The sequence below is a fragment of the Elioraea sp. Yellowstone genome, assembly GCF_006704265.1.
Classification (GTDB): domain Bacteria; phylum Pseudomonadota; class Alphaproteobacteria; order Acetobacterales; family Acetobacteraceae; genus Elioraea.
The window spans coordinates 15905-30631 of record NZ_VIKA01000009.1 but is presented as its reverse complement, the minus strand read 5'-3'; the positions used below and the strand labels follow the sequence as shown (position 1 = coordinate 30631).

Genomic DNA, 14727 nt, shown 5'->3' with positions numbered 1-14727 from the left:
CGGTCTCGGGGGCGGCCGGACGGTGCCGCCCCCGGCTTCTCGGCCGGATCGCAGGCGCCGGGACGATGTGGTGAGGAGGACCATCTGATGGCCGACGGAACCGCCGCGCTGGCGCAGACGGGTGCCGCGCGCTCGGCAGCCGGGCCCCGCAGGGGCGGCCTGCACCGGATGATGCGGCGGCAGTCCACCACCGCGTTCCTGCTGTGCCTCCCGCTGCTGGCGCTGGTGCTGGGACTGATGATCTTCCCGGCCTTCTATGCCGGCTGGCTCGCGATGCTGAACAAGAGCATGGAGCGCTTCGTCGGGCTCGGGAACTTCACCTTCCTGTTCCGGCGCGAGACGTTCTGGAACGTCGTCTGGCAAAGCTGCATCTTCGCGATCACGGCAGTGTTCTTCAAGGCGCTGATCGGCTTCATCCTGGCCCATCTCGTGCACGTGCTGCCGGCCAAGGGGCAGCGGAAGTGGAGGGGCATGCTGCTCGTGCCCTGGGTGATGCCGCTGGCGATCGGCACGCTCGCCTGGTGGTGGCTGCTCGATCCCTCCTACTCCGCGTTCAACTGGGTGATCCGGGCCGCGGGCGGCGAGAACATCGCCTGGCTCGGCGACACGTTCTGGGCGCGCTTCTCGGTGATCCTGGTGAATGTCTGGTACGGCGCCCCGTTCTTCATGATCATGTATCTCGCGGCGCTGAAGTCGGTGCCCGAGCAGCTCTACGAGGCGGCGGCGATCGACGGAGCCAACGCCTGGCAGAAGCTCTGGCACATCACCCTGCCGATGATGCGCAACATCATCTCGATCACGGTGCTGTTCAGCCTGATCGTCACCTTCGCGAACTTCGACATCGTGCGCATCCTCACCAATGGCGGGCCGCGCGACACGACCCACATCTTCGCCACCTACAGCTTCGCGCTCGGCATCGGCTCGGGCGACATCCCGCTCGGCGCGGCGGTGAGCCTGTTCATGTTCCCGATCCTCGGGGTATTCGCGATCTTCATCCTGCGCGGCGTGCGGCGCCGCGCCGACGCGATGGGCTGAAGGCACGATGAACACGACCGTTGCCGCTGCCGTCTCCGAGCCCGTCAGCCGCGCCGCACCTTCGCGCTGGCGTCCGAGCCTCTCGCGCAGCCGGAAATGGGCCCTCTGGGGGGCCTATGCGGGGCTGATCCTGTTCGCCGTCTTCTTCCTGATCCCGCCCTACTACATGCTGGTGACCAGCCTGAAGACCAGCCAGCAGATCGCGGCGATCGAGGGCAATCCCTGGGCGCTGCCCTGGCCGCCGACCGTGTCCAACTGGCTTGCGCTGTTCACCGACACGCAGTTTCCGATCTTCTTCCGCAACAGCGTGATCGCGACGATCTGTACCGTCGCCATCAGCATGGCGATCAGCATCCTGGCCGCCTTCAGCCTGAGCCGGATGAGGTTCTGGGGCTCGGCCACGCTCGCGACCGGCGTGTTCCTCTGCTACCTGATCCCCGAGACATTGCTGTTCATCCCGCTGTTTCAGGTGGTGGGCTTCCTCGGCCTGATGGACAGCATGTGGGTGATGGTGCTCGTGTTCCCCACGCTCTCGGTGCCGTTCTGCACCTGGATCATGATCGGCTACTTCCAGTCGATCCCGAAGGAGCTCGACGAGGCGGCGCTGATCGACGGCGCGAGCCGGCTGCAGCTCCTGCTCAAGATCTTCATTCCCGTCGCCATGCCCGGGATCATCGCGGCGACCATCTTCGCCTTCACGGTCTCCTGGGCCGGATTCCTCTATCCGCTCGCCTACATCTTCAGCTTCGACCAGATGCCGCTGACGGTCGGCATCGCCTCGACCATGATCAAGGCGGACGTGTTCCAGTGGCACATGATCATGTCGGCCGCCCTGCTGGCCGCGCTGCCGCCGCTGGTCGTCTATGCCTTCCTGATGGACTACTACATCGCCGGACTGACCGCCGGCGCCACCAAAGGCTAGGGAGACGGGCTCAGCGATGGCGGAAGTCAGCCTGCGCAAGGTTGTGAAGCTGTTCGATGGCGGCGTGCAGGCGGTCCGCGGGATCGACCTCGACATCGCCGACCACGAGTTCGTGGTCCTGGTCGGGCCCTCGGGCTGCGGCAAGTCGACGACGCTGCGCATGATCGCCGGGCTCGAGGAGGTGAGCGACGGCGAGATCTGGATCGGCGGCGAGATGGTGAACGACATCCCGCCGAAGGACCGGGACATCGCCATGGTGTTCCAGAACTACGCGCTCTATCCGCACATGACCGTGTTCGAGAACATGGCGTTCGGGCTGAAGCTGCGCCATTTCCCGAAGGATGAGATCAAGCGCCGCGTCGACCGTGCCGCGGCCATCCTTTCGATCGGCGAGCTGCTCGAGCGCAAGCCGAAGGCGCTGTCGGGCGGACAGCGCCAGCGCGTGGCGATGGGCCGCGCGATCGTGCGCGATCCCAAGGTGTTCCTGTTCGACGAGCCGCTCTCGAACCTCGATGCCAAGCTGCGCGTGCAGATGCGCACCGAGATCAAGAAGGTGCACCAGGCCGTCAAGACGACGACGATCTACGTCACCCACGACCAGGTCGAGGCGATGACGCTCGCCGACCGGGTGGTGGTGATGAACCATGGCGTGATCGAGCAGGTCGGCCCTCCCAACGAGCTCTACCACCACCCCGCCACCATCTTCGTCGCCGGCTTCATCGGCAGTCCGGCGATGAACTTCATCCCCGCGCGGCTGAGCAACGGCGCCGGGGCGCTCCGGATCGAGCTGGGGCAGGGGCTGTCGCTGCCGGTGCCGGCCGATCGCACCGCGCGCTACGCGCCGCACAGGAACAAGAAGCTGCTGTTCGGCATCCGGCCGGAACACCTGACCGAGACGACGCGCACCGACAAGCAGAACCTCGCCCCCATCACGGTGGAGCTCGACGTGATCGAGCCGATGGGGATGGAGACGCTGGTGCATTTCCGGATCGAGGGCACGCCGGTCTGCGCCCGGGTCGATCCGGCGGCGGGGGCGCAGGCGGGTCAGCCCATGACGCTTGCCGCGCACATGGACCAGATGCACCTGATCGACGCGGACACGGGCAAGGTCCTCTAGGACGATGGGGGCTCTCGACGGGAAGGCCGCCTGGGTCACCGGAGCCGGCTCCGGGATCGGCCGCGCGACCGCGATCGTGCTCGCGAAGGCCGGTGCGCGCGTCGCGCTGACGGGGCGGCGGCGCGATCCGCTCGCGGAGACCGCCAGGATGATTGGCGACGGCGCGTTCGTCGCCCCCGCGGACCTCACAGACCCGGCCCAGGTCAACGCGGCGCGTGACGCCGTCCTCGCCGCCTTCGGGCGTCTCGACATCGTCGTCTCCAATGCCGGGCTGAATGTGCCCGAGCGGCGCTGGGCGGTGCTGACGCAGGAGACCGTTTCGGCGCTGATCGACGCCAACCTGAAGGCCCCCTTCTACGTCGCCCAGGCCTGCCTGCCGGCGCTGCGCGCGTCGGGGGCCGGCCTGATCGTGCACGTGGCCTCCTGGGCCGGCCGCTTCATCGGCCATGTCTCCGGTCCGACCTATGTCGCGGCCAAGCACGGCCTGGTCGCGATGAGCCATACGCTGAACATGGAGGAGTGCGGCAACGGCATCCGCTCCTGCGTGGTCGAGCCGGGCGAGGTGAACACGCCGATCATGGATCTGCGCCCGGTGAAGCTGCCGCCCGAGGTGCGCGCGCGGATGCTGCAGCCCGAGGACGTCGCCAATGCGATCCTCTATGTCGCCTGCCAGCCGCCGCATGTCTGCATCAACGAGATCCTGATCAGCCCGACCGCCAATCGCGGCTACCTTGCGGAGATGGCGCGGGCGGCGCAGGGTTAGCGCCCTGCCCTCACGACCAGCCGGATGACGCCATGCTGATTTCCGCCGAGCGTCTGCGCGACTTCGCAGCCGACATCTTCACCGCCGCCGGGACCTCGCGCGAGGAAGGGGCGCGGGTGGCCCGCTACCTCGTCGAAGCCAACTTGACCGGCCATGACAGCCACGGCGTCGTGCGCGTGCCCCGCTACGTGCAGTGGTTGAAGTCCGGCTTCATCGTCGCCGGCGTCACGCCCGAGGTCGAGCGCGAGACGCCGATCACCGCGGTGGTCGACGGCAAGTACGGCTTCGGCCAGACGGTGACGCCGATCGCGGTGAAGCTCGGCATCGAGAAGGCGAAGGCGAGCGGGCTTGCCGCCGTTGCGCTGAAGAACAGCGCGCATCTCGGCAGGGTGGGGGACTGGGGAGAGATGGCCGCGGCCGAGGGGCTGGTGGCGATCCACTACGTCAATGTGCAGGGCAGCCTGCTGGTCGCACCCTTCGGCGGTGTCGACCGGCGCCTGTCCACCGCGCCGCACTGCATCGCCCTGCCCCTGCCGAATCGGCCGCCGGTGGTGCTCGACTTCGCCACCAGCTACGTCGCCGAGGGCAAGGTCCTGGTCGCCTCGCGCGGCGGCAAGAAGATCCCCGACGACGCTCTGATCCGGCCCGACGGCTCGGTCTCGGGCGATCCCGCCGTGCTCTACGGCCCGCTCGCCTCCAGCGACCGCACGCCCGAGAACGGCGAAGGTGCGATCCGCGCCTTCGGGCTGCACAAGGGCTCGGGGCTCGCCTTCATGTGCGAGATGCTCGGCGGCGCGCTCACCGGCAACGGCACCTGCGGCCCGCGCGAGCACGGGCGCGGACGGATCACCAACGGCATGCTGAGCTTCTACCTGCGCCCGGACATGATCGACGAGCCGGCGGCGTTCGTCGCGCGTGCGGAACGCTACATCGCGTTCTACAAGTCCTCCCGTCCGGCCGAGCCGGGCGGCGAAGTCCTCATCCCCGGCGAGATGGAGGCGCGCAACCGCGCCGAGCGCGCGGCGAAGGGAATCCCGCTGCCGGACGAGACCTGGGCCAGCATCGTCGCCTGCGCCGAAGCCGTGGGTCTGGAGAGCGCGCGCATCCCGGCAGCCGCGTGAGCGCGACGATGCGGGCGATCGGCGGGATCGACCACTGCATCATCCTGGTCCGTGATCTTGCCGCCGCGCGGATCGGCTGGGAGGCGCTCGGCTTCCGCACCGCGCCGATCGGCCGCCATCCCGACCACATGGGCACCGCCAACCATACGATCATGCTGGCGGACACCTATCTCGAACTGCTCGGCGTCCTGACGGAGACGGAGGCGAATGCGCGCTGGCGGGCTGCCCTCGCCCGGCGCGAGGGCGTGGTCGCGGTGGCGATGCGGGCGCTCGATGCCGAGGCGGCGCACGCCGCCGTGGCCGGGCGCGGCGCCGCTCCGGAGGCGGTGCGACACTGGGGCAGGGCGGTGCAGGTCGCCGGCGCCGGGGCGGGCGAGGCGCGCTTCAGCACGTTCCAGTTGCGCGATGAGGTGACGCCCGGGCTCAGGCTGTTCTTCTGCCGCCACCTGACGCCGCAGACGACCTGGGCGCCCGGCCTGACCGAGCATCCCAACACGGCGGTCGGGATCGAGCGGTTCGACGTCGTGGTCGACGACCCGGCCGGAGCCGCCGCGGCCACTGCGCGCCTCCTCGGCCTTGCCGCCGACGGGACAACCGTCCGGACCACGGCAGGATGCTTCTCCTTCACCTCCGCGGCGGAACTGGCGGCGCGGCTCGATCGCGCGGTCGCGCCGGCGATGCTGCCCCAGCGCGGCATCGCCGGCATCGCGATCCGGGTGCGCAGCCTCGATCTCGCCCGTGCCGCCGTCGAGGCTGGCGGGATCAGACCAGCGGTCTTGCCCGAGGCCGTGATCGTGCCGCCTGGCGTCGCCAACGGGGTCGTCGTGACCTTCATCCGCGCTTGACGCGGCTGCCCGGCGGCTGCCAACGTGGTTTTGGAAAAAACCACGCGCGGAGAGGGACAATGCAGATCGGGCGTCGTGACCTGCTGGCCGGAGCCGCCGTGGCGGCTGCCCTGCCGGGTGCTCTGCGGGCGCAGGAGCAGCCGCGGCGCGGCGGCACGGTCACCGTGCACATGGGCAGCGAACAGCGCATCCTGAACGGGAGCCTGCGCGCCTCGACCGGCGTCTACGTGGTCGCGGCCAAGATGCAGGAGCCGCTGGTGGAACTGGACGGCGAGGGTCGGCCGGTGCCGATGCTGGCGGTGGCGTGGCAGTCTGCGCCGGACGGCCTCACCCACACCTTCCGTCTGCGCCAGGGCGTGAGGTGGCACGACGGCAAGCCCTTCACCAGCGCCGACGTGCAGTACACGGCGATGGAGATGTGGAAGAAGCATCTCAACTACGGCACGGCACTGCAGCTCTATCTCCAGGCGGTCGACACGCCCGATCCTCACACGGCCGTGTTCCGCTACAGCCGGCCGATGCCGCAGGACCTCCTGCTGCGGGCGATGGTCGATCTTGGCTACATCTCGCCGAAGCACGTGTTCGAGGGCACGAACGTGCTCGAGAACCCGGCCAACACCGCCCCCGTCGGCACCGGACCGTTCCGCTTCGTCCAGTACGAGCGCGGCCAGTTCATCATCGCCGACCGCAACCCAGACTACTGGAACGCGGGGTATCCGTATCTGGACCGGATCGTCTGGCGTTTCATCACCGACAAGGCGGCGGCGACCGCCGCGATGGAAGCCGGACAGGTGCAGCTCTCTCCCTACTCGTCGCTGCCGCTCGCCGACATGGACCGTCTGCGCAAGGATCCGCGTTTCATCGTCTCGACCCGGGGCAACGAAGGGAATGCGGTCACCAACACGGTGGAGTTCAACTGCCGGCGAGACTTCTTCAAGGACGTGCGCGTTCGCCGCGCCATCTGTCATGCGCTTGATGTCGACTTCTTCTGCGAGAACTTCCTCTACGGCTTCGGCAAGCGCGGCACTGGGCCGATCCCCTCCTCCTCGCCCGACTTCTACACGCCCGGCATGCCGCAATACGAGTTCGACCGCCGCAAGGCGGAGCGGCTGCTGGACGAGGCCGGGTTCCGCCGCGGCGCCGGCGGCGTGCGGTTCCGCGTGCGCCTGTTGCCTGCGCCCTGGGGCGAGGATATCGCGCTCTGGGCCACCTTCATCCAGCAGAGCCTCCAGCCGATCGGCATCCCGGTGGAGATCGTGCGACGCGACGCCGCCGGCTTCCTCACCGCCGTGTACCGCGACCACGACTTCGACCTCGCCACCGGATGGCACCAATATCGCAACGATCCTGCTGTCAGCACCACGGTCTGGTACCGCTCCGGCAGCCCGCCCGGCAGTCCCTGGACCAACCAGTTCGGGTGGCAGTCCGACGAGGTGGATCGTCTGATCGACGATGCGGCGAGCGAGCTCGACCCTGCGCGCCGCAAGGCGAAGTACGCCGAGTTCACCCGCAAGGTGCTGGAGGAGGTGCCGGTCTGGATGGCGATCGAGCGCCAGTTCATCTCGGTGACCTCGGCCAGGTTGCGCAACCACCACAACACGCCGCGCTGGCCCTCCAGCCACTGGTCGGATCTCTGGATCGCGTCGTGACGCGCCGAAGCCACTCCTTCACCTGCCCTGCAGGAGGGGGACGGGCTGGGGGGGGCGGGGCCGCGGGGCCTGAGTGGCGGCTGCCCGCACGCGCGGCTGCGGGATGAAGTTCCTCGCCTACGCCGCGCGCCGCCTCGCCGCCAGCCTGCCCACGCTGCTGATCCTGCTGGCCGGGCTGTTCGTGCTGCTGCAGTTCGCGCCCGGCGACACGGTGGATGCGCTGATGGCGCAGGCGGGTGGCGGCGATGCGGTGATGGCCGCCGAGCTGCGTCGCTTCTACGGTCTCGACCTCTCGGTGCCGGAACGGCTCGCCGCCTATCTGTGGCGGCTCGTCCGGCTCGATCTCGGCTTCTCGGCGATCTACAACAAGCCGGTCGCGACGGTGATCCTCGAGCGGCTGACGCCGACGCTGCTGTTGATGGCGTCGTCGCTGAGCCTCGCCTTCGCCGCCGGGATGGTGCTCGGTGTGCTCGCGGCGCGGCGCGTCAATGGCTGGCCCGACACGGTCATCTCCACCCTCGGCCTCATCTTCTACGCTACCCCCTCGTTCTGGTTCGGACTGATGGGGATCGTCGTCTTCGCCGTGAAGCTCGCCTGGCTGCCGCCCGGCGGCTACGGCACGGTCGGGGCGGGATATGCCGGGCTGCGTCTCATGCTCGATATCGCCTGGCACCTCATCCTGCCGACGGTCACTCTGGCGCTGATCTTCCTCGCGATCTACCTGCGCATCATGCGCGCGGCGATGCTCGAGGTCCTGAATCTCGATTTCGTGCGCGCAGCGCGCGCCAAGGGGCTGTCCGAGACACGCGTGCTGGTGCGCCATGTGCTACGCAACGCACTCCTGCCGATGGTGACGTTGATCGGCCTGCAGGCTGGGACGATGCTCGGCGGATCGGTGGTGGTGGAGAGCGTGTTCTCGCTGCCGGGCCTCGGCCGCCTCGCCTATGAGAGCGTGGTTCAGCGCGACCTCAACACGCTGCTCGGCATCGTGTTCGTCTCGGCGATCCTGGTCATCGTGGTGAACTTCGTCGTGGATCTGCTCTACGCGAAGCTTGACCCGCGCATCACCGCCACCGGGTGACCGGAATGGCCGCGTTCCGTCGCTACCTGCGCAGCCCTGCCCCGGTGCTGGGGCTCGTGCTGCTGATGGCGGTGATCGCGATGGCGCTCTGCGCAGATCTCGTCTTCCCGCGCGATCCGTTGGCGCTCGCCGGTCGCCCCCTGCAATGGCCGGGGACCAATCCACGGTTCTGGCTGGGCACTGACGGATCGGGGCGCGACATCGCCGCGCAGATCTTCCACGGCGCACGCGTCAGCCTGCTGATCGGCGTGGTCGCGACCGCGATCGCGATCGCGCTCGGCATCGCGATCGGCGCCGTCGCCGGCTTCTACGGTGGCGGGGTCGATACGGTGCTGATGCGTGTCACCGAGGCGTTCCAGACCCTGCCGAACTTCATCCTGCTGCTCGTGCTGGTGGCGGTGTTCGGCAGCGACATCGTCACGGTGACGGTGTCGATCGGGGCGGTGTCGTGGCCGGCACCTGCGCGACTGACGCGCGCCGAGGTGCTCTCGTTGCGCAACCGCGAGTTCGTGCTGGCCTGCCGCACTCTCGGCATGGGAGACCTGCGCCTGATCCTCGGCGAGATCCTCCCCAATGCCCTGCCGCCGGTGATCGTCTATGCCTCGGTGGTGATGGCGGTGGCGATCCTGCTCGAGAGCGCGCTTGCCTTCCTCGGCCTCTCCGACCCGAACGTCGCCTCCTGGGGCAACCTGATCGGCACCGGGCGGACGGTCATCCGCAGCGAGTGGTACGTCTCGGCAATCCCCGGGGTCGCGATCTTGGTGACGGTGCTGGCGGTCAGCCTGGTCGGGCAGGGGCTGAACGACGCGCTCAATCCGCGGCTGAAGGAGCGGACGTGAGCGGACTCCTCTCGATCCGGGACCTCAGCGTGCGGCTGCCGCGCGGGGCCGACCGCAGCCATGCGCTGATCGGCGTCTCGCTCGACCTCGCGCCGAACGAGATCCTCTGCCTCGTCGGCGAGAGCGGTTCGGGCAAGTCGCTCACCGCCGCTGCCATCATGGGTCTGCTGCCGGGCCCGCAGGTCTTCGCCGAGAAGGGAGCGATCCTGTTCGAGGGCCGCGACCTGCTGCGCCTCTCCGAGGCCGAGATGCGCGCGATCCGCGGTGCGCGCATCGGCATGATCTTCCAGGAGCCGATGACGGCGCTCAACCCGGTGCTCCCGGTGGGGCGGCAGATCGAGGAGGTGCTCGAGGAGCACACCGCGATGACGCGCGCCGAGCGGGTGGGCAGGGTGCTCGCGCTGCTCGAGGAGGTGCGCATTCCCGATCCGGCATCCGCGGCGCGTGCCCATCCGCACGAGCTCTCCGGCGGGCAGCGCCAGCGGGCGATGATCGCGATGGCGCTCGCGCTCAACCCGCGCCTGCTGATCGCCGACGAGCCCACCACCGCGCTCGACGTGACGACGCAGAAGCATATCCTCGGCCTGATCCGCGAGCTGCAGCGGAGCCACGGCACGGGCGTGCTGTTCATCACCCACGATTTCGGCGTGGTCGCCGAGATCGCCGATCGGGTTGCTGTGATGCAGCACGGCCGCGTGGTCGAGCAGGGCGCGGCCGAGCAGGTGCTGAACCGGCCGAGCCACCCCTACACGCGCGCGCTGATCGCGGCGGTGCCGACGCTCGCCCACTCCCCGCGCGGACGCGACTTTCCGTGCGCCCCGGTGCTGGCGGTGCGCAACCTGAGCAAGACCTACCGTGCCGCCGGGCTGTTCGCGCGCCGGCGCACCGTGCACGCGGTGAAGGACGTGTCCTTCGACCTGCATCGCGGCGAGACGTTGGGCATCGTCGGCGAGTCGGGCTCGGGCAAGTCGACGGTCGCACGCTGCCTCGTCCGCCTGCTCGATCCCGACGGCGGCAGCATGGTGGTGGACGGGCTGGACATGGCGGCGCTCTCGCGCGCGCGGCTCAGGCGCGAGGCGCGGCGCGTGCAGATGGTGTTCCAGGACCCCTTCGCCTCGCTCAACCCGCGCCGCACGGCCGGCGACCTCGTCGCGCAGGGACCGATGCTGCATGGCGTGCCGCGCGAGGAGGCGCAGGCGCGGGCGGCCGAGTTGTTCCGCCTGGTCGGTCTCGATCCGGCGGCGATGTCGCGCCTGCCGCACGAATTCTCCGGCGGCCAGCGCCAGCGCATCGGGCTCGCGCGCGCGCTCGCGATGCGGCCGACCGTGCTGGTCGCCGATGAGCCGGTCTCCGCACTCGACGTCTCGGTGCAGGCGCAGGTGCTGCGCCTGCTGCGCGACCTGCGCGACCGGTTGAGCCTCTCGATCGTCTTCATCACCCACGACCTGCGCGTCGCGGCCGAGCTCTGCGACCGGATCGCGGTGATGCACGAGGGCGAGATCGTCGAGCACGGCCCCACGGCCGAGGTGTTCGCCGCGCCGCGCCATGACTACACGCGCACGCTGATGGACAGCATCCCCGGCCGCACCTGGACGCCTCCGGCGCTGGAGCCGGCCTGAATCTCAGACGACCAGGTTCACCTGGCCGGCCGCGCCGACCAGCGGACCGGAGGTCGCATTCCCGGCGAAGGCGATCTGCTTCGGACCGTCCATGCGCACGCTCGGCGCTCGGCCCGTCCCGCGCACGACATTGCCGCTCACGCTGACCAGTGCCTGCGGGTGGGCCCGCAGCTCGAGGGTCGCCCGCCCGTCCTGGCTCGCAGCCGGGCGCCAGTGCTCGACCGTGTTGCCGGCCACAACGACGCTGTGGAAGCGCGGCGGACGCTGATCGCCGCTCGCCGCCCCTTCCAGGATCTCGACCAGCGTGTCCACCGACATCCCGCGGAAGCGGTTGTCGGTGATGCTCAACGCATGTGCCCAGGCCTGGTCATCCACCGGCGGGACACCCTGGCCCTGGGTCGGAATCACGAGAAGCGCGCGATTGGCCTTCTGGATCTCGAGCGCCAGGGCGGCCAAGCCGGGATCGTTCCGTGCCGGATGGCCATGGCCGACATCGTTGCCGTGCACCACGGCGCGCGGCGCCGCAATGCTGATGCCGATCGACCGTTCCGACCGCACGCCCGTGCCGGCTGCCAGTCCGGTGTCGAGCACGGTGTTGTGCTCGATCACGATCTCCGTCTGCTCGACCCAGGCGCCGGCCGATTCCTGCGGGTCCAGGGCGACGACGCGCAGCGCGGTCGCGGTGCTCTGCATCGCGCCGCACCGACGGAGCGCGTTGTGGCTGATCCTGACGATGCCGTTCGCGGCGGACCCCGTGAACACGCCGAGTATGCCGTCGTTCCCCGCCTGGTCGATCACGTTGCCGTCGACGACCGCGCGGGCCGCATTCAGCAGGCCGATCCCCAGTCGGCCGCGCGAGAACAGGTTCTGTTCGATCACCGTGCTCTCGCCGCCGTTGACGAGGACCCCGATCATCGCGTCCAGAACCACGTTGCGCGCGACGCGGAGCGAGGCGGAGGCGGCGATCGAGGCGGCGACCATCGGCCCGATCATCACGTTGTCGGCGATGTTGGCGATCCGCGTCGGGTTGCCCGACAACCCGGTTGCGATTCCCGTCACGAACGCGTCGGGCTGGCCCGGAGCGGGAGCGAGTCCCGGTGGAGCGGCTGTCGGCGGACGGATATCGGCCTCGCGCGGCGGCACGAAGAAGAGGTCGTTTCCGGCCACGAGCCGCACGCCGTTCTCCACCGCGATCCCGCCATAGAGGGGGGAGCGCCAGCCGATCAGGTTCTCGATGACGATGCCGTTCTCGGCCGCGGCGAAGATCGCGAAGGCGGGCCGGTCCTGCCGCGGTCCGAAGGCCGCGGTTCCCACCGCTTGGCTCGCCAAGGATCGACGCACCGTGTCCAGCGCCTCGGCCTCGACGCGGGCGGACGGTGCGATGGCCGACAGCGCGCTGAGGTCGCGCTCGGACAGACCTGCCCGCGCGGCGGTGGAGCCGGGCGCGGCGGCGGCAACCGCCTCGCTCCGGCGCAGGGATCCCGCGCGTTCCGTCCGTGGACGCACCCCTCCGACGATCGGCGTCGGTGAAGGGCGAACCGGTCGCGGCGGCGGCGCTGGTGCCGGTGTTGGCGACGGGGTGGGGGCCGGCGCCGGTGCCGGTTCCGGCGTCGGCGCAGCCTCGGCCTGCGGCACGCCGCGCACCACCACGTTGTGCGCGATCACCGCGTCAGGCGACTCGACGCCGGGGCGCTCGGAGGCGGGATCCCCGAGCACGATGCCGTGGCGGAAGCCAAGCACGGTGTTGCCGACGATGCGGACGCTGCCGTCGCAGAGGAGCACGGCAATCCCGGCGAGTCCCGGATCGTCCTGGGCCAGCACGTCGCCGAGGTCGCGCCCCGCGGCGGCGAGCAGCCGTGCCGAGATCACGCAGTCGCGCACCATCAGATCGGAGGCGGCGTCCTCGGCGAGGATGCCCATGCGCAGCGTCTCGACGATGCAGGACTCGATCGCCACGGCGGCGCCGGCGACACGGATGCCGGCAAGCGCGCCGGCGACGTCCTGCACGCCGAAGCGGCAGCCGGCGATCCGCACCCGCGCCGCTCCCGGCATCACCATGAGGAGGGCATCGTCGCCCTTGCGCGGCTCGGCGAGGCTGCCGAGCTGGATCACCACGCCCTCGATCGCGATATCGGTCGGCGGCATCCGGCTCGCCGCGCCGCCGCCGATCTGCACGACCGGTGCGCTGGCGGCACGGCGCAGGATCGCCGCGCCGGGCGCCTCGGCATGCAGCGAGACGCGCGGGCGGGTGATGCGCAGGACATCGCGCAACTCGTGCACCCCGGCCTTCAGGCAGACGCAGCCGCCCGCGGGCGGCAGGCGGTCGATCGCCGCCTGGACATCCTCGCCGGGCCGAACCACTTCGGTGCAGCAGCCGTCGCCGCCACCCTGCGTCAGAGGCGGCCAGAGGGTGCGGCAGTCCGACGGCGTGTCGCCGGCAGCGACGCTGCTGAAGGCGGCCAGCTGGGCATAGCGGTGGATAGGTCCCTTCGGCGGCGCCTGGGTCAGCACCTCGACCGAAGCATCTGCCGTGCGCGCGGCGAAGATCCAGTAGTCGCCGGCGCGGTACTGGGCGCCCGGGCTTGCCAGCGAGAAGACGGCCTCGATCCCCTGCTCGAGCGCGACCGGGCCGGCACCGATGGTCATCAGCCCGTCCGCATCCACCGCATTGCGCGGCGCGGCCTGATCCCAGCGGATGATGCGCGTGCGGCGCGCGGCGAGCTCGGCAGGTGTCGCGCCGAAGGGGCGCTCGCCGGCCTCCGGGATGCGCCGATCGAGCACGACCTCGAACCCCTCCTCGCCGGCACGCTCGGCCGGCGGCTCGGCGACCTGCGCCATCGCGCCCGTCTCGCCGTGCAGGAAGCGGTGCTCGTCGGTGATCTCCACCCAGTCGCCGGCGCTGATCCTGAGCCCGGGATCACGGCCGATCCGTTCCACCACCAGCACCGTGACCTCGGTGCCGCCGCGAAGCTCGGTCGCCATGCCGATCACCGGCGCGCGCACGGAGGCGTTGTCGCGGCTGTACTTGAAGCGCGCCGTGCCCGCCGCACCGCCGCGATGCACCTCGACGCGGTAGAGCCGGTTCTCCAGCCCGCGATAGCCCGTCTTCGGCGCGATCAGGCACGGATCCTCCGGCGCCGGCGGGGCGATCGCCGCGGTCGTCAGGCGCGCGGGCGAGGGGGGGAAGCGCGCATCGAGATCGAGCCCGCAGGCGGCGTTCGGTTCGGCGGCGACCTTCACCTGCCACACCGTCTGCAGCCGCGCAGCGGTGTCCACGCCGCCGAGGGCGACGTCCAGAAGCGCGGGCTCCTCCACCCACGTGACCTCGCGCTGCCAGAGGTCGAGATAGACGACCGCCCCACCGCGCTCCGGCAACGGGGGCGGGGCGGGGTAGAAGGGCTGCGCGGTGTAGCGGATCGGATCGCCGTCGGAGGGCAGCGCCTCGGCGACCAGGCCGTCGACGTAGTAGCGGCCGGCGCCGATCGAGAGGTCGCGCGGCGGCCCGGCGATCATGCCGATGCGGAACGCGTCCGGCGTGGAGAGGCGGCTCGCTGCGACGGGACCGAAGGCGTCGAGCGCCTGCCGGCGCATCCGCTCGAGCAGGATCGAGCCCTGCTCGTTCCAGTCCGCGTCGATCTGCACGCGGCCCTGCTGCATCATCACGGCAGCGTAGCGGCGCCGGATGTCGAAGCTGTCGCGGGAGTAGTCGCCGGCCATGGCGTTTCCCCTTCGATCG

General features: G+C 70.2%; 11 protein-coding genes. 10 read left to right on the top strand and 1 reads right to left on the bottom strand.

What is annotated here, in order from left to right; translation table 11 throughout:
* Positions 1 to 87 precede the first annotated feature (87 nt).
* From FK498_RS02975 to FK498_RS02930, 10 genes are all read left to right on the top strand, one after another.
* Positions 88 to 1035, top strand: a complete 948-nt coding sequence (locus FK498_RS02975; RefSeq protein ID WP_202614722.1) for a carbohydrate ABC transporter permease — start codon at positions 88 to 90, stop codon at positions 1033 to 1035.
* A gap of 7 nt (positions 1036 to 1042) precedes the next feature.
* Complete coding sequence (locus tag FK498_RS02970) at positions 1043 to 1957, top strand: carbohydrate ABC transporter permease (protein ID WP_141851376.1); 915 nt, start codon at positions 1043 to 1045, stop codon at positions 1955 to 1957.
* A 16-nt stretch (positions 1958 to 1973) separates the two neighbouring features.
* Entirely contained in the window at positions 1974 to 3074 is a 1101-nt protein-coding gene (locus FK498_RS02965) for an ABC transporter ATP-binding protein (RefSeq protein ID WP_141851374.1), read from the top strand.
* 4 nt (positions 3075 to 3078) lie between these two features.
* The gene (locus FK498_RS02960) at positions 3079 to 3837 is read left to right on the top strand and encodes an SDR family oxidoreductase (RefSeq protein WP_141851372.1); all 759 of its coding nucleotides are present in this window, start codon (positions 3079 to 3081) and stop codon (positions 3835 to 3837) included.
* A gap of 32 nt (positions 3838 to 3869) precedes the next feature.
* Positions 3870 to 4958, top strand: coding sequence for a malate/lactate/ureidoglycolate dehydrogenase (locus tag FK498_RS02955; RefSeq protein WP_141851370.1), 1089 nt, complete (start codon positions 3870 to 3872; stop codon positions 4956 to 4958).
* On the top strand, positions 4955 to 5803 hold the full coding sequence (locus FK498_RS02950) for a VOC family protein (RefSeq protein WP_141851368.1): 849 nt from the start codon (positions 4955 to 4957) through the stop codon (positions 5801 to 5803). Before FK498_RS02955 ends, FK498_RS02950 begins: the two co-directional genes overlap by 4 nt.
* Positions 5804 to 5862: 59 nt before the next feature.
* Entirely contained in the window at positions 5863 to 7452 is a 1590-nt protein-coding gene (locus FK498_RS02945) for an ABC transporter substrate-binding protein (protein WP_141851366.1), read from the top strand.
* 103 nt (positions 7453 to 7555) lie between these two features.
* On the top strand, positions 7556 to 8533 hold the full coding sequence (locus tag FK498_RS02940; protein ID WP_141851364.1) for an ABC transporter permease: 978 nt from the start codon (positions 7556 to 7558) through the stop codon (positions 8531 to 8533).
* A 5-nt stretch (positions 8534 to 8538) separates the two neighbouring features.
* Positions 8539 to 9372, top strand: coding sequence for an ABC transporter permease (locus FK498_RS02935; protein WP_141851363.1), 834 nt, complete (start codon positions 8539 to 8541; stop codon positions 9370 to 9372).
* Positions 9369 to 10991 (top strand): ABC transporter ATP-binding protein, encoded by a 1623-nt coding sequence (locus FK498_RS02930; protein ID WP_141851361.1) that lies wholly within the window; start codon positions 9369 to 9371, stop codon positions 10989 to 10991. Before FK498_RS02935 ends, FK498_RS02930 begins: the two co-directional genes overlap by 4 nt.
* Positions 10992 to 10994: 3 nt before the next feature.
* Here FK498_RS02930 and FK498_RS02925 read toward each other — a convergent pair whose 3' ends face one another.
* Entirely contained in the window at positions 10995 to 14708 is a 3714-nt protein-coding gene (locus FK498_RS02925; RefSeq protein WP_141851359.1) for a DUF6519 domain-containing protein, read from the bottom strand.
* Between the last annotated feature and the right edge of the window lie 19 nt (positions 14709 to 14727).